Annotated in this window: 16 protein-coding genes; 6 read left to right on the top strand and 10 right to left on the bottom strand. The window is 72.5% G+C overall.

Annotated features, from left to right (window positions below; all coding sequences use genetic code 11):
* Positions 1-326 precede the first annotated feature (326 nt).
* From ABZW32_RS19555 to ABZW32_RS19545, 3 genes are all read left to right on the top strand, one after another.
* Positions 327-2,186 (top strand): M1 family aminopeptidase, encoded by a 1,860-nt coding sequence (locus tag ABZW32_RS19555; RefSeq protein WP_356217486.1) that lies wholly within the window; start codon positions 327-329, stop codon positions 2,184-2,186.
* Positions 2,187-2,347: 161 nt separating this feature from the next.
* Complete coding sequence (locus ABZW32_RS19550) at positions 2,348-3,061, top strand: hypothetical protein (protein ID WP_356217484.1); 714 nt, start codon at positions 2,348-2,350, stop codon at positions 3,059-3,061.
* Positions 3,062-3,132: 71 nt separating this feature from the next.
* Positions 3,133-3,525, top strand: coding sequence for an SgcJ/EcaC family oxidoreductase (locus ABZW32_RS19545; RefSeq protein ID WP_356217482.1), 393 nt, complete (start codon positions 3,133-3,135; stop codon positions 3,523-3,525).
* Here the strand turns inward: ABZW32_RS19545 and ABZW32_RS19540 are convergent.
* The 7 genes from ABZW32_RS19540 to ABZW32_RS19510 all read right to left on the bottom strand — a co-directional run bounded on the left by ABZW32_RS19540 (position 3,522) and on the right by ABZW32_RS19510 (position 11,794).
* Positions 3,522-4,043 (bottom strand): GNAT family protein, encoded by a 522-nt coding sequence (locus ABZW32_RS19540; RefSeq protein ID WP_356217481.1) that lies wholly within the window; start codon positions 4,041-4,043, stop codon positions 3,522-3,524. The genes ABZW32_RS19545 and ABZW32_RS19540 overlap by 4 nt on opposite strands.
* Before the next feature lie 89 nt (positions 4,044-4,132).
* The gene (locus ABZW32_RS19535; protein ID WP_356217479.1) at positions 4,133-5,542 is read right to left on the bottom strand and encodes a glycoside hydrolase family 16 protein; all 1,410 of its coding nucleotides are present in this window, start codon (positions 5,540-5,542) and stop codon (positions 4,133-4,135) included.
* 138 nt (positions 5,543-5,680) lie between these two features.
* Entirely contained in the window at positions 5,681-7,081 is a 1,401-nt protein-coding gene (locus tag ABZW32_RS19530; RefSeq protein WP_356217478.1) for a GH1 family beta-glucosidase, read from the bottom strand.
* An 85-nt stretch (positions 7,082-7,166) separates the two neighbouring features.
* Positions 7,167-7,952: a carbohydrate ABC transporter permease gene (locus ABZW32_RS19525; protein ID WP_356217594.1), complete on the bottom strand. Its 786-nt coding sequence runs from the start codon at positions 7,950-7,952 to the stop codon at positions 7,167-7,169.
* Positions 7,953-8,065: 113 nt separating this feature from the next.
* On the bottom strand, positions 8,066-9,022 hold the full coding sequence (locus tag ABZW32_RS19520; RefSeq protein ID WP_356217477.1) for a sugar ABC transporter permease: 957 nt from the start codon (positions 9,020-9,022) through the stop codon (positions 8,066-8,068).
* Between the two features lie 131 nt (positions 9,023-9,153).
* On the bottom strand, positions 9,154-10,503 hold the full coding sequence (locus ABZW32_RS19515; protein WP_356217475.1) for an extracellular solute-binding protein: 1,350 nt from the start codon (positions 10,501-10,503) through the stop codon (positions 9,154-9,156).
* Positions 10,504-10,750: 247 nt separating this feature from the next.
* Complete coding sequence (locus ABZW32_RS19510; RefSeq protein ID WP_356217474.1) at positions 10,751-11,794, bottom strand: LacI family DNA-binding transcriptional regulator; 1,044 nt, start codon at positions 11,792-11,794, stop codon at positions 10,751-10,753.
* Positions 11,795-12,029: 235 nt separating this feature from the next.
* Between ABZW32_RS19510 and ABZW32_RS19505 the strand changes: the two genes are divergently transcribed.
* Positions 12,030-12,401: a VOC family protein gene (locus ABZW32_RS19505; RefSeq protein ID WP_356217472.1), complete on the top strand. Its 372-nt coding sequence runs from the start codon at positions 12,030-12,032 to the stop codon at positions 12,399-12,401.
* A 79-nt stretch (positions 12,402-12,480) separates the two neighbouring features.
* On the opposite strand, the gene ABZW32_RS19500 is transcribed toward ABZW32_RS19505, so the two are convergent.
* Positions 12,481-12,906 carry a ribonuclease domain-containing protein gene (locus tag ABZW32_RS19500; protein WP_356217471.1) on the bottom strand — a complete coding sequence of 142 codons (426 nt, stop codon included), beginning with the start codon at positions 12,904-12,906 and terminating at the stop codon, positions 12,481-12,483.
* A 195-nt stretch (positions 12,907-13,101) separates the two neighbouring features.
* Here ABZW32_RS19500 and ABZW32_RS19495 point away from each other — a divergent pair, with 195 nt between their 5' ends.
* On the top strand, positions 13,102-13,356 hold the full coding sequence (locus ABZW32_RS19495; RefSeq protein WP_356217469.1) for a hypothetical protein: 255 nt from the start codon (positions 13,102-13,104) through the stop codon (positions 13,354-13,356).
* 44 nt (positions 13,357-13,400) lie between these two features.
* Here ABZW32_RS19495 and ABZW32_RS19490 read toward each other — a convergent pair whose 3' ends face one another.
* Together ABZW32_RS19490 and ABZW32_RS19485 are read right to left on the bottom strand one after the other, a co-directional pair.
* Positions 13,401-14,120: a hypothetical protein gene (locus ABZW32_RS19490; RefSeq protein ID WP_356217467.1), complete on the bottom strand. Its 720-nt coding sequence runs from the start codon at positions 14,118-14,120 to the stop codon at positions 13,401-13,403.
* Positions 14,121-14,224: 104 nt separating this feature from the next.
* On the bottom strand, positions 14,225-14,392 hold the full coding sequence (locus tag ABZW32_RS19485) for a hypothetical protein (RefSeq protein WP_356217465.1): 168 nt from the start codon (positions 14,390-14,392) through the stop codon (positions 14,225-14,227).
* Between the two features lie 150 nt (positions 14,393-14,542).
* On the opposite strand from ABZW32_RS19485, the gene ABZW32_RS19480 reads away from it, so the two are divergent.
* A partial coding sequence (locus tag ABZW32_RS19480; RefSeq protein ID WP_356217463.1) for a ribonuclease H occupies positions 14,543-15,092 on the top strand: 550 nt, incomplete at its 3' end.

The following is a 15,092-nucleotide window of genomic DNA, read 5'->3' as shown; positions in this document are numbered from 1 at the left end:
GCGAAGGGGTGGGTGTTCGGTGCCCCGCGGCTGGGCAGTCATCCGCGGCACCACCGAGCCACCGAGCCACCGAGCCACCGAGCCACCGACACGAGGGTCGGCAAAGGCGGGGCTCGACAACACTTTACCCACCCCTGATGGCATGCCCGCGTCAAATCTGTAAGGCTTCCGGCAGTTGTCGCCCCGACCCGGGCGCCACCGCACCCATCTCACCACCGCGCTCGCGCGAGCGACGCGCACAGCCCCCGGCCGCCCTCCGGCGCACCCTCGCCGTCCGGGCGGTCACCGAGCAGGCCGGGATCCCGGCCGCCTCAAAGGAGTTCCGTGTGAGATCCACCCCCCACAAGGCCCTCGCGACGACCGTGCTGGCCGTCGCCGCGCTGGCCGCCGCCTCGGTCACCGCCACCCCCGCGACCGCCGCACCGGCCCCCGCCCCGCGGGCCGCCGCCTGCACCCCGGCCCAGGTCGTCACCAACGGCGGTTTCGAGAGCGGCACTTCGCCCTGGAGCCAGTCGCAGGCCGGCCTCATCACCAACCGAGCCGGCCAGAACGCCCACGGCGGGTCCTCCTTCGCCTGGCTGAACGGCGTCGGCAGCACGCACACCGACACGCTGTCCCAGAGCGTCACGATCCCCTCCGGATGCAGCAGCGCCACCCTCACCTTCTGGCTGCACATCGACACCGCCGAGACCACCACGTCCACGAAGTACGACAAGCTGACTGCGAAGATCGGCAGCACGACGCTCGCGACCTACTCGAACCTGGACAGGAACACCGGCTACGTACAGAAGTCCTTCGACGTCTCGGCCTTCGCCGGCCAGACGGTGAGCGTCGCCTTCACCGGGACCGAGGACTCCAGCCTCCGGACGAGCTTCGTGGTCGACGACGTGGCCCTCGACACCTCCGGCGGCACCACCCCGCCCGGGGACTCCACCCGTACCCCGTCCGCCCCCTCGTACACCGTCAGCCTCAGCAGCAACACCGCGGGAACCGGCTGGACCGGGCACGAGAGCGCCACCTTCACCAACTCCTCGGCCACCGCGCTCAGCGAGGTGTACCTGCGGCTGTGGGACAACTACCACGGCACCTGCTCCGCCATGCCGATCACGGTCACCAACGTCACCGGGGGCACCGCGGGCGCGCTCAGCGTCGGCTGCACGGCCCTCAAGATCGACCTGCCCGCCCCGCTGACCCAGGGGCAGAGCGCCACGATCGGCTTCGACCTCGGCATCACCGTGCCCAGCGGCGCCGACCGCTTCGGCTACGACGGTGCCTTCAGCATGCTCGGCAACGCCCTGCCCGTGCTCGCGGTCAGGGACGGGGCGGGCTGGCACCTGGACCCGTACACCAACAACGGGGAGTCCTTCTACTCCCTGGCCTCCGACTTCAAGGTCACCCTGGACCACCCGAGTACCCTGCTCGTACCGGCCACCGGCGCCTCCGTCGACACCCCCGGGACCAGCGGGCGCACGATCACCACCGCCACCGCCACCAAGGTCCGCGACTTCGCCTGGGCGGCCGGTCCGTTCAGCAAGATCTCCGGCACCTCGGCCGGCGGCACCCCGGTCAACATCTACTCCGTCTCGGGCATCAGTTCGTCCGACGCGCAGTCGATGCTCAGCACCGCCACGTCCGCGGTGGACGCCCACTCGGCCCGCTTCGGGGCGTATCCGTACGGCGAGCTGGACGCGGTGATCGACAACAACTACTGGTTCGGCGGGATGGAGTACCCCGGGTTCGTCCTGGACCTGGTCAGCACCACGGCACTCACCCACGAGATCGCGCACCAGTGGTGGTACGGCATCGTCGGCGATGACGAGTACACCAGCCCCTGGCTGGACGAGGCCTTCACCGACTACGCCACCGACCTGGCGCAGAACAAGACCGGAACCGGCTGCTGGAACAGCGTCTCCTGGGCTTCTTCGGCCGAGAAGATCACCAACAACATGGGTTACTGGGACGCCCACTCCTCCCGGTACTCCACCGTCGTCTACGGCTACGGCAAGTGCGCCCTGCACGATCTGCGGCGCGTCCTCGGTGACACCGCGATGGCCAAGGTCCTCAAGGACTACGCCACTTCGCACTGGTACGGGGTCTCGACCACGGCCGAGTTCAAGGCGGCCGCCCAGGCGGCCACGGCCACGGACCTGACCTCCTTCTGGACCCAGCACCGCATCGACGGCTGACGGTCCGTCCCGGTCCGCCGCGGTGGGCGCCCGCCCGGGCGTCACCCGCGGCGGGCGCGTGGCCGGGCTGCGGGTGCGTGGGCCGGGTGGGTGGCGGGCCGGTGAACGGCCCGTGTGACCATGGCGCGTCGGCACAACCGCACCTCACGGGGGACCCAGCCATGCGCACGCGCACCACCACCGCCACGACCCGTCTGGCCGCCGCGCTCACCGCGCTGCTCGTCCTGGCGGGCTGCAGCTCGTCGGGCGAGGAGCCGCACGGGAAGGCCGGTTCCGCCGCGTCGGCCCCCGCACCCGCGCAAGGCGGTGCGGGCGGGTACGAGGGGCCCCGGCCACAGGACCAGAACCTCCTCGCCTGGACCGGTGACCCCAATGACGCCGGGCACGTCACCGCCCAGTCGGCCGCGGGGGTCGGCGGGCGCGTCACCCTGGTACGGATCGTGCTGCGCGAACAGATCACGTGGTCGAACATCTGGCTGGGCCTGGCCGGCATCGACCCGGGCGCACAGCTCTCCAACTGCTACCTGGGCGTCTACGACGACAAGGGCGCCCTGCTCTCGGCCACCGCGGACATCTCCCCGCAGCTGATGACGGAGGCGATCGCCAAACCGCTGCCCCTGGCCAAGCCGTTCACCGCCGCCCCGGGGACCTACTTCATCGCCCTCCTGCTCAACGGCAACTGGGCCACCAACGCCCTCACCCTGAAGTCCACGGGCGCCGGAATCTCGGTCAACGCCGGCCTGACGCCGCCCAGGCTCCGCTACAGCACCGTCCTGACCGGCCAGACCTCGCTGCCGGCCACCCTGAACCTCGGTGAGCAGGCGACGAGCACCATCAACACCGGCTGGGCCAGCCAGTGGTACGCGGTTTCCTAGGCGGCGTCCGGGCGGGCTCGACGGCCACCGCACTTGACCTCAATCCGAGTTGAGGTCTCAGACTGATCCGCATGGACACCGAAGCCGTAGACATCAAGGCCATCGAACAGGTCGTCGCCACCGTCGAGCGCACCCAGCGCGCCAAGGACGCCGAGGGGTTCCTCGCGCTCTTCCACCCCGACGCCCTCTGGACCACCGCGCACGGCAAGGTCCTCATCGGCTTCGACGCGATAGCCGAGTTCACCCGCGCCGTCCTGCCCCGGGCGAACTGGGACGGCGAGGTCACCTACGAGGCGGTGCACACGCAGTTCCTGCGGCCCGACGTCGCGGCCGTCAAGGTCCGGCAGGTCTACCGTTCGGCCGAGGGCGACACGGAGGGCGCCCCGCTGTACGTCATGACCAAGCAGGAGGACGGGACCTGGCTGCTGAACGCCTGCCAGAACACCGAGGTGCGGGGCGGCTAGCCGGGCGTCCGGACCGTCGTGGTCGTGCCGGTCCAGGCGATCTCGAAGTACGTGACGCGTTCGTCCTCTCCCACGGGCCACATGCCGGCAGCCGTCATGACGCGGTGGGAGGCGGTGTTCTCGTGATCGGCGTCGCCCCGTACGCACGTCACGCCGTGGGCCCGCGCGCACACGAGCAGCGCGCGGAGGGCTTCGGAGGCGTACCCCCGGCCCCGCGCCGAGGGGACGAGACCGTAGCCGATCGTGACGCGGCCGTGCTCGTCCGCGGGGCCGTGGAAGCCCGCGCCGCCGATCGCGGCGCCGTCCTCGCGGCGGCGGATCTCATAGGTGCCGAAGGGCCCGGGGTCCCCGGTGTCCGCGAGGGTCCGCAGGAAGCGCTCGGCGGCGACGACATCGCCGTCGGCGGGGTATCCGGTCGCCCATCGGGCGCCGCGGGGCGGCTCGCCCGCCGCCAGCCGCCCGGCCTCGTCGCCGGTCATCGGATGGAGCACGAGCCGCGCCGTCACCAGATCTCCCATGGCAGGAGGACTATCACGCCGGGTGCCCGGCGCGCACGGGAACCGTCCGGCCCGGTCGGCCGGGCCGGACGGACCGGCCGGGCCCGTGCTCAGTGGCCGAACTCGAACCAGTTGACGTTCACGAAGTCGGCCGGCTGGCCGCTGGTGAAGGTCAGGTAGACGTCGTGGGTGCCGGTGACTCCCGAGATGTTCGCCGGGACGGTCCGCCAGCTCTGCCAGCCACCGGTGTCGGCGACGGCGAAGCTGCCGATCGGGGGGTTCGTGCGGCTGTCCAGGCGTACCTCGACCAGTCCGCTGACCCCGCCCGCCGCCCCGCTCGCGACGCGGGCCCGGAACTGGGTCGCGGCCGAGGTGCCGAAGTCGACCCCCCGGTAGCGGGCCCAGTCGCCATGGGCGGCCGAGCCGACGTCCTGGCCGCCGCCGGTGTCGGTGGTGGTCTCGGTCGCCAGGCCCGCCTGGCCGTCGTAGGACTCCGCCTGGATCGCCGCGTAGGCGTCACGGCCTCCGGTCGGCGGGGTGGGGGTCGTGGGCGGGGTGGTGGGCGGGGTGGTGGTGCCCGTGCCGCTCTGCCAGACCGCCACGTAGTCCACCGTCATGGGGTGACCGGGCTCGGTGCCGGCGTCCGGGCCGCCGCCGAAGGCCCCGGGGAACGCCCCGCCCATGGCGACGTTCAGGATGAGGAAGAAGCCGTGGCCGGTCGCCGCATTCCAGGTGGCGGTGTCCATCCGGTCCGCGCGGACGGTGTGGAAGGTGACGCCGTCGAGGGAGAAGCGGACCTCTTCGGGGCTGGTGCCGCGGTCCCATTCGGCGGCGTAGGTGTGGAAGCCGCCCTGGCAGGTGGTCGGTGAGCAGACCCGCTGCCCGCCGATGCCGGTGGTCTCATTGCACGGTCCGCCGGGGCTGGTGCCACAGTGCATCGTGGCCCACTCGTTGTTGATGCCCTGGACGTTCTCCATGATGTCGATCTCGCCGATGCCGGGCCAGTTCCACCAGTTGCCCCGGTAGGGGGCTCCCAGCATCCAGAAGGCGGGCCAGTAGCCCTTGGCCGCCGCGCCGGTGACGTCCGGCATCCGGACGCGGGCCTCGACGCGCAGCCTGCCGCCGGCGGGCGGGCGGAAGTCGGAGCGCCTGGTCTCGACGCGGCCCGAGGACCAGTTGCCGGCGCCGTCGCGCCGCGGGGTGATCCGCAGGTTGCCCGCGCCGTCGAGGGAGACGTTGGACGGGTCGGCGGTCATCGTCTCGATCTCGCCCGTGCCGAAGCCGGCCGGGCCGCCCGGGTAGCTCGTCCCGGTCGTGTACTGCCAGTCGGCGCCGTTGATCCCGGATCCCGCCGGACCGTTGAAGTCGTCACGGAAGACCGAGGTCCATCCGGCCGGGTCGGCGGGTACGGAGGCGTCCGCGGGGATGGCGACGATCACGGCGGCGGCCGGCAGGAGCAGTGCGGCGACGGCGAGGGCCGCTCGCCTCAGGAGTCCTCGTTGTGGGGGTCCGACTCTCATGGGAACCCTTTCTGGGGGTTGGCCGGTGGGGGGATGAGAGCGCTCTCATGGAACGGGTGCGCCGCTACTGTGCTCCTCCGCCCCACAGGCGGGCAAGAGGTGAACACGTAAAACCCGGGCGCGGTCCGGAGCCTTCACCTACTGAACGACGCCGCCGCGCGCGATGACGTCGGCGTACCAGCGGGCGCTGTCCTTCGGTGTCCGCCGCTGGGACGCGAAGTCGACGTGGACCATGCCGAACCGCTTGCCGTAGCCGTGCGCCCACTCGAAGTTGTCCAGCAGCGACCACAGGAAGTACCCGCGTACGTCGGCCCCCCGCCCGATCGCCCGGTGTACGGCGGCCAGGTGGGCCCGGAGGTAGGCGATCCGTTCCGGGTCGCGGACCCGGCCGGCCGGGTCCGCGTAGTCGTCGTACGCCGCCCCGTTCTCGGTGACCAGCAGCGGTACGCCGGGCAGCTCCTCGGCGAGCGCGGTGAGCAGCCCGTAGAGCCCCTCCGCGTCGATCGGCCAGTCCATGGCGGTCCGGGGGCCGGGGAGGCGCGGGAAGCGCACGTGCCCTTCGGCCGCGGGCCAGGGCGAGGGCGCCGGGCAGTCGCCCGCCGCGACGACGGTCGGGGCGTAGTAGTTGACGCCGAGGGAGTCGACCGGCGCGGAGGCGGTCCGCAGGTCGCCGTCGCGCACGAAGGACCAGTCGGTGAGCGGTGCCGTGTCGCGGACCAGGTCCTGCGGGAGCCGTGCGTGGAAGACGGGGTCGAGGAAGATCCGGTTGCCGAGGGCGTCGATCCTGCGGGCGGCGTCGCGGTCGGCCGCGGAGTCCGTCAGCGGGCGCACGGCGTGCAGGTTGAGGGTCAGGGAGACCTCGGCCGAGGGCGCCGCGCAGGCGCGCAGCGCCTGGACGGCACGCCCGTGGGCGAGGTTGAGGTGGTGGGCGGCGCGCAGGGCGGCGGCCGGGTCGGTGCGGCCCGGGGCGTGTTCCCCCGAGGCGTAGCCCAGGAAGGCGCTGCACCAGGGCTCGTTGAGGGTCGTCCAGGTCGCCACCCGGTCGCCGAGGGCCCCGGCGGTGAGGGAGGCGTACTCGGCGAAGCGGTCGGCCGTCTCCCGTCGGGGCCAGCCGCCCGCGTCCTCCAGTTCCTGGGGCAGGTCCCAGTGGTAGAGCGTGGCGACCGGGCGGATCCCGGCGTCCAGGAGCGTGTCGGTGAGACGGCGGTAGAAGTCCAGGCCCTGCGGGGAGCCCGGGCCGCGGCCGGTCGGCTGGACCCGGGGCCAGGAGACGGAGAAGCGGTAGTCGCTCACCCCGAGGCGCTTCATGAGGGTGACGTCCTCGCGCATGCGGTGGTAGTGGTCGGCGGCGATGTCTCCGGTGTCGCCGTTGCGGACCTTGCCGGGGGTGTGGCTGAAGGTGTCCCAGATGGACGGGGTGCGGCCGTCCTCGGTGGCCGCGCCCTCGATCTGGTAGGCGGCGGTGGCCGTCCCCCAGCGGAATCCCCGGGGGAATCGCAGGAGCGGCGTGGTGTCGGGTCGTGCGTCGACGGCGGTCATCGGAGGGGAACTCCCGGGGTGTGTCAGGGTGAACGAACGGAACGGAACGGAACGGCGGGCGGGTACGGGTGCGAGGGGCGCGGCGTCAGCCCTTGACCGCGCCCTGCATGATGCCGCCGACGATCTGACGGCCGAGGAGGCCGAAGACCAGCAGGACGGGAAGGGTGCCGAGCAGGGTGCCGGCCATGATCACGGACTGGTCGTGGACGTAGCCGCCGCCCAGCTGGCGGAGCGCGACCTGCACGGTCGGTTCCTGCGAGGAGAGCGCGACGACGGGCCAGAAGAAGTCGTTCCACGCCGTCATGAAGGTGAGCAGGCCGAGCACGGCCATGCCGGGCCGGGCGATCGGCAGCACCACGGACCGGAAGATGCGGGCCGTGGAGGCTCCGTCGACGCGGGCCGCTTCGATCAGTTCGTCGGGCAGGGACTGGACGAGGAACTGCCTCATGAAGAACACCCCGAAGGCCGATACGAGTCCGGGCAGGACGACGGCCTGGAGCTGGTTGACCCAGTGGAGCCGGGCGATCAGCATGAAGAGCGGGACCACCGCGAGCTGCGGCGGGATCATCATGGTGGACACGGTGAGGGTGAGCAGCAGCCCCCGCCCCCGGAAGCGCAGTTTGGCGAAGGCGAAGCCGGCGAGGGTGGAGCACAGGACGGTGCCGACGGTGATCGAGCCGGAGACGATCAGGGAGTTGAGCAGGGCCTTGCCGATGTCGGCCTCCTCCAGGACCTGCCGGAGGTTGTCCATCAGGTCCGGGCCGGGCAGCAGCGAGGGCGGGGTCCTCGCGAGGTCCGCGTTGGAACGGCTGGCCGCGACGATCGTCCAGTAGAACGGGAACGCCGAGACCAGCACGGCGGCGGTCAGCACCGCGTACGCGAGCCGGCCGCCGCGGCGCGGTCCGCCGGAGCGGCGGCGCCGGCGGACGGGGGCGGCGGGCCGGCCGGCGGCCGCCCGGCGCGGGGGTGGGGCCGTGACGGCGGTCATCGGGTGGCCTCCCTGCGGGAACGGCTGCGGACGAGGAGGGCGTTGGCGCCGACCAGTACCAGGATGAGCAGGAACATCACCCAGGCGATCGCGGCGGCGCGGCCCAGGTGGAAGAAGCCCCAGCCCTGTTCGTACAGGTAGAGGCCGAGGGTCTGGTACTGGTGCGAGATGCCCCCCGAGACGGAGCCTTCGAAGAGCAGCGGTTCGCCGAAGAGCTGGGTGGCGCCGATGGTCGAGACGACGGCGGTGAAGACGATCGTGGGGCGCAGTCCGGGCAGGGTGACGTGGACGAACTGCCGCCAGCCGGAGGCCCCGTCCAGTTCGGCGGCCTCGTAGAGCTCGGCCGGGATGCTCTGCATGCCGGCCAGGTAGATCAGGGCGTTGTAGCCGGTCCAGCGCCACACCACGATCGAGGAGACGGCGAGCTGGGAGGCGACGGTGCCGGTCTGCCAGTCCACCGGGCCGATGCCGGTGAGGCCGAGGAGCTGGTTGACGAGACCGAAGTCGCGGCCGAAGAGCTGGGCGAAGACGAGGGTGGCGGCGGCGACCGAGGTGGCGTACGGGAGCAGGACGGCGGTGCGGAAGAAGGTGCGGGCGCGCAGGCGGCGGTTGAGCAGGTGGGCGAGGCCGAGGGCCATGGCGAGCTGGGGGACGGTGGAGAGGACCCCGATGGTGAAGGTGTTGCGCAGCGCGGTCCAGAAGTAGCTGTCGGAGAAGAGCGCCGCGTAGTTGCCCAGGCCCCTCCACTGCATCGCTCCGGGCGTCTGGAGTTCGACGCGGTAGAGGGAGACGTAGGCGGTGTAGAGGAGCGGGAAGAGGCCGAAGGCGGCGAAGAGGGTGAAGAACGGGGCGACGTAGGCGTACGGGGCCAGGGAGCGCCGGGCCCGTCGGACGGGGGGCGGGGGTCCGGTGCCGGTGCCTGCGGCGGCGGTGGCGGGTGCTGGGTGGGTCATCGGCGGGCCCTTCGGGGGCGACGGCGGGAGCGGTGTCGGCGGCGCGCGCGGCTGGAGGCGGGAGCGGCGGCGGGGGCGGTGTCGGCAGCAGGAGCGGGGGCGGTCGGCGGCGGGGGCGGTGTCGGCGGGGGTCAGCCGGTGGCGTTGCGTACGCCCTTCTTCGCGGTCTCCCACGCCTTGTCCGGTGCGGTGCCCTTGCGCTCGACCTCGCTGAGCGCGTTCGTGATCTGGTCGGCGATGGTCTTGTCTGCGGCTCCGAGCACCTGGACGGGTGCGGCCTTGGCGGCGTCGCCGAAGATGCGGCCGGTGGGGGCCTGCGAGAAGTAGGGGTCCTTGACGTCGGCGACCTTGGCGATCGCGCCGGTGGAGGAGGGGAAGGAGCCCTGCTTCTCGAAGAGCCGGGCCTGCTGTTCGGGGGCGGTGAGCCACTGGATGAGCGCGTAGGCCTCCTTCTTGTGCTTCGCGGCGCGCGGGACCGCGAGGTAGGAGCCGCCCCAGTTCCCGGCGCCGCCCGGCAGCGCGGCGACGTCCCACTTGCCCGCGCCGGCGTCGCCCGCCTGGCCCTTGATGTAGCCGAGCATCCAGGCGGGGCACGGGAGGGTGGCGAAGGAACCGGCGGCGAAGGCCTGGTTCCACGGCGGGGACCACTGGTCGAGCTTGGCGCTCAGTCCGTCCCGGGCGGCGCGCACGGAGGTGTCCCACGCCGTCCTGACGGCCGGGTTGGTCTCGTAGACCAGCGCGCCGGCGGCGTCGTAGTAACGTTCCTTCGCCTGTCCGGTCATGACGGCGTAGAGGCTGCCGACGCTGTCCAGCCAGGCGCTCTTGTCGGGGGCGTGGTCGCGGTAGCGCCGGCCCAGCTCCAGGTACCCGTCCCAGGTGGACCACTGGGCGGCGAGCTCCTCGCGTCCGGTGGGCAGTCCGGCCTTCTCGAACAGGTCGCGGCGGTAGCACATGGCCTCGGGTCCCACGTCGGTGCCCAGGCCCAGCACCTTGCCGTCCTTGGTGGTGGCCGCCGCCCACTTGGCGTCGGCGAAGGAGTTCCGCAGCGCGCCGGCCCCGTAGGCGGTGAGGTCCTCGAACCTGTCCGCCTGCTGCTGGGTCACCGCGGCGATCCGGCCGACTTCGACGCCCTGTACGTCGGCGAGGCCTCCCCCGCCCGCGAGCCGGGTCTGCAGGGACTTCCAGTAGTCCTGTTCGTCCTCGGTGTCCGTCTGCTTGACCGTGATTTCCGGGTGCAGCTTCTCGTACTCCGCGTAGAGCCCGGCCTCCTTGTAGCCGAACGAGCCGAAGAGGTCGACGGTGACGGTGACCCTGCCCCCGGCGCCCGCAGCGGCGCCCTCGGGGTCCGCGCCGGATCCGCAGGCGGCCAGCAGGGCCCCGGCGAGGGCGACCGCGCCGAGGCGCAGGGCGACGCTCCGGGTTCTGGCGGGGGTGGTGCCGGCACGGATGCCGGTGGTGGTGGCGGCTCGGGATCTGGGCATGGCTGATCTCCCCTGGGTTCGGCGTACACGATTGAGAGCGCTCTCAGACACTGCGTCTGGAGAGTGCCCCGCCCGGATCTTCCCGTCAAGACATGAACGCGTAACGGCTCTGCGGGCAGGCGTGGTTGACCGCCGGAAGGCGGGTCCGGGGAGGCGGCCCGGACGGGGCGCCGGGGGCGGACGGGGAACCCGGGGGCGGGCGGGGTGCCCGGGACGGGCGCCCGGACGGGACGCCTCGCGCGCCGGGTCAGGCCGAGTCGCGGCGCACCAGCGCGGTCGGAGTGATCAGGGAGGTCGGGGTGATGATCCCCCCGCGGTCGCGGTCCAGAGCGCCCAGCAGCAGCCGGGCCATCATCCGACCCATGCCCTCGATGTCCTGGTGGACGGTGGTCAGCGGCGGATCGGCGCACTCGGCCACCGACCGCATGTCGTCGAAGCCGACCAGGGCGACGTCCTGCGGTACGCGCCGGCCCCGCTCCCGCAGGACGCGCAGCGCACCGACCGCCATCTGGTCACTGGCGGCGAAGACGGCGTCGAGTCGCGGATGCCGCTCCAGCAGGTCCGCCATCGCCCGCGCCCCGCCCTCCACCGTGAAATCGCCTTCGGCCACCATCGGCGGGCAGGCGGGCGGCAGGGCGTCCCGGTAGCCGTCGAGGCGGTCGGTCGCCGAGGTCATGTCGTCGGGGCCGGCGATGTGCGCGATGCGGGTGCGGCCGATGCCGACGAGGTGGTGTACGGCCAGCCGCGCCCCGCCCCGGTTGTCGGCGTCGACGTACGTCACTCCGGCGGGTCCGCCCGGGGCCGGGGTCCACGCGGGTCGGCCGCCGTACACGGTGGGCAGCCCGATGCGGGCCGCGATCGCGGGGAGCGGGTCGTCGGTGTGCAGGGAGAAGGCGAGCGCCCCGTCGACGTGGCCGCCGGCCAGGTAACGGGCGATCCGCTCGTAGTCATCCGGCCCTTCCACCAGCAGCAGCACCAACTGGGTGTCGTGGGCGGTGAGTTCCTTGCTGATGCCGCGGACCTGCTGGGAGAAGTAGGGGTCGGAGAAGATGCGGACCTCCGGCTCGGCGATGATGACCGCCACGGCCCCGGTGCGCCGGGTGACGAGGGTCCGGGCCGCCGGGTTGGGTACGTAGCCCAGTTCGGCCACGGCTTCGCGCACCTTGTCCGCGACGGGCTGCCGCACCCCCGCACCGCCGTTGACCACACGTGAGACCGTCGCCCGGGAAACCCCGGCGCGCGCGGCGACGGCTTCCAGAGTGGGTCGGTGTCCGGTGGGTTGCTCCGGCACGGCGGGCTCCATTCCTGTCGCGGTCGGCAGCAGAGCGGCTGCGTCGGGACCTGCAGGGTATCCGGTGTCCGGCGGCCCGGAGAGCGCTCCCGCCCCAACGGACCGGGCTGGTGCTTTCGGGGGAACCGGTGGCGCGCGCCGGTGCGGAGGCTCCGCACGCGCGCGGCCGGGTCGGCACTCTTGGCAGTCGGCCGCCTGCTGTCGGCCGTCGGGACGCATACCGGGAGGACGGCGCGTGTTCAGCGACACGAGGGCATTCAGCGGATTCGCCGTGGACGACATCCAGCGGGCGAAGGAATTCTACGGCGAGACCCTCGGCCTGCGGGTGACCGAGGAGCACGGCCTGCTCACCCTCCACATCGCGGGTGGCACGGAGATCCTCGTGTACCCGAAGGACGACCACGCTCCGGCCGGTTTCACCGTGCTCAACTTCCCCGTCGAGGACATCGACGCCGCCGTCGACCGGCTGGCCGGGCGCGGCATCCGCTTCGAGCGGTACCCCGGCTTCGAGCAGGACGAGAAGGGGGTCGTCCGCCAGGGGGGCCCGCTCATCGCCTGGTTCACCGATCCCGCGGGCAACATCCTCTCCGTCCTCCAGCCGTCGTAGCGGCCGCGCCGCACGGACGACGGCCGCCGTACCGCCCCGGGCGGGGCGGTACGGCGGCCGGTTGTGGGAGGAGCCGGGATCAGCAGGCGAAGTCGACCCTGCGGAACGAGGCGTAGTGGTCGGCGGTGTAGTAGTCCTCCTGCCACTGCTGCCCGGTGATGATCCGGCGGGCGCCGCGCGTGGGCGAGCCGGGGGTGATGACGGTGTACTCGTGGTAGTAGCCCGTGGTGTGACCGGGCAGCAGGCCCTCGCGGTTCTGGAAGACGACGCCGTCCTGGGAGTACGGGAACGGTCCGCCCTGGTCGATGAGGTCGAGGGTGTCGTGCGCCTGGGAGGGCAGCGCGGAGTAACAGATCCTGCCCACCGCCTTCACCGATACGGAGGAGGCGGTGGCGGCTGCGGTGGCGGGGGAAACGGGAGCCGCGGCGGCGACGGGTCCCGCGATGAGGGTGGCGGCGGCGGCTGCGACGCCGGCGAGGGCGACGAGGCGCGGGGGGATTCTCATGGCGCCATGATGACGCGCGTAGAGCCGCGGCCGTCAACGCCAACTGCGTTGATTTTCTTGCCTGTTCACGACAAGGGCACCTACCGGAACGCGGGCGCCCCCGGGCCGTAACCCCTACGCCACCCGGGGTGCGGCCCGGGCCCGCACGGCGGCGCCCGGGATGCCCGGCCGGCGGGTCTCGGGCAGGCTGGGGCCATGGAGCATGCGCCGATCGTCGTGCACAGGATCGCCTCGTCGGGTGGCCGGCGGGTGACGATCAGGGTCCAGGGCCACGAGACCGCCCTGGGGATCGCCCACGCGGATTCCGACGTGATCGAGTTCCTGCGACGGATCGAGGTGCCCGATCCGGACGAGCTGGTCCTCGGCGACGCGCGGGTGATCGAGTGGCAGGGGGACGCCCCGCACCAGTACGAGGCGGAGACCGGGCCGCCGCCCGCCGACCTCCCGTAGCCGCCCGGGGCGGACGCGGGGCCCGCCCATCGGGTCGCGCGCGGTCAGTGCAGGATGCTCACGGCCCGGGCGATGACGAGGAGGGAGGTCAGCAGGGCCGCGACGGACTGGATGGCCATCAGGAACTTCGCGCGCGGGGACAGGGGCATGGTGTCGGTCGGGCTGAAGGCCGTGGAGTTCGTGAGGGACACGTAGAGGTAGTCGACCAGGGTGGGGACCCAGTCGGAGGCCCCGCTCGCACCGGCGGCGACCTCGCCGACGGCGTCGTCGTTCTCGTCCTGGGAGAACCGGAAGTCCGCCAGTGGCAGCTCCTCGCGCGGGAGTTGGGTGCGGCTGACCGGGCCCCCGCGGTCCATCTCCCAGAAGGCGAGCCCGAAGGCGACGACGTTGGTGATCCAGACCTGGAACGCCGCGACCAGCAGCGCGCGCCCGTCGGCGACCTGGGCGTGGAGCAGCTCGTGGACGAGGATGCCCAGCGCCACGAGATTGCTGGCGACGATGACCAGGACCAGCGCCAGGGACAGGAAGCGGAAGGTGGCGGTCTGACGGGTCAGCCGTCGCGGGTTGATGGCGATGAGCGGCAGCAGGAGCAGCAGCTCCAGGGCGGGCACCAGGTACCGCGGGGTGATCAGCAGCAGTTGCCGCGGCAGGACCAGGTAGAGGAGTGCCGCGATGAGCGTGGCCAGCACGGCGGGCCACCTCGACTCGCCGCGGCGCTCGTGGCGGGGGTGCAGGGTGTGCGCGTCGGCGCGGCTCCGCGACATCGGTCCCCGTCCTCCTCCTCACTCGCTGCGGCCCGCCCCGTGCACCCAGTGTGACGGTCGAGCGGCCGCGCGGCGCGGTACGGCGCGGCCCTCGCGAGGACGGTTCAGTACTGCGTGCGGTGCCGGCCCCCACGGGGCGCGGGGACGGTGGTCAGGCGGGTGCGGGTGCGGCGGACGGAGGGGTTGCGCCTCGCCGGGATGTCGGGGCCGGCGGCGATCAGGGCGATGACCACGACGACCAGACCGATGATGAGAACGGCGAACAGGGACATGTTCCTGCCTTTCGTCGCATTCTGATGACTTGTCACTATTTCGTGTCACCAAATTCGCGCCCGGTAAACACGTCGGGTGAGGAAACGCGTGTACGCCCCCTCACCCGTACCGCCGCCGGGGACACCGCGCGCGTGGGGCATGATCAGGGCATGTCTGATCGCATCATTGCCGCCTGCGACGGGGCGGCGAAGGGTAATCCCGGGCCGGCCGGATGGGCGTGGGTCGTCGCGGACGCCCAGGGGCGCCCGGAGCGCTGGGAGGCCGGCCCACTGGGCCGGGCCACCAACAACGTCGGTGAACTCACCGCGCTGCAGCGGCTGTTGGAGGCGCTCACGCCCGGAACGGCCGTCGAGGTGCGGATGGACTCCCAGTACGCCATGAAGGCGGTGACGCAGTGGCTCCCCGCGTGGAAGCGCAACGGGTGGAAGACCGCGGCCGGAAAGCCGGTGGCCAACCGGGAGCTCGTCGAACGCATCGACGGGCTGCTGGGCGAGCGGGACGTGGAATTCCGCTACGTTCCCGCCCACCGCGCGGACGGTGACCACCTCAACGCCATCGCCGACCAGGCGGCCAGCGACGCCGCCGTCACCCAACAGGCCGCCGGAACCGCCCTCGGCAATGCGGACCTGCCGGTCCCGGCCCCCGCGCGCAGCACCCCGGCCCGCACTGCCCCGGCGCGCGCCGGATCGGCCCGCCGGG

The organism is Streptomyces sp. NPDC004667 (genome assembly GCF_040609475.1).
GTDB lineage: Bacteria > Actinomycetota > Actinomycetes > Streptomycetales > Streptomycetaceae > Streptomyces.
The sequence above is the reverse complement of the archived record's forward strand: the minus strand, read 5'-3'. Positions and strand labels throughout refer to the sequence as shown.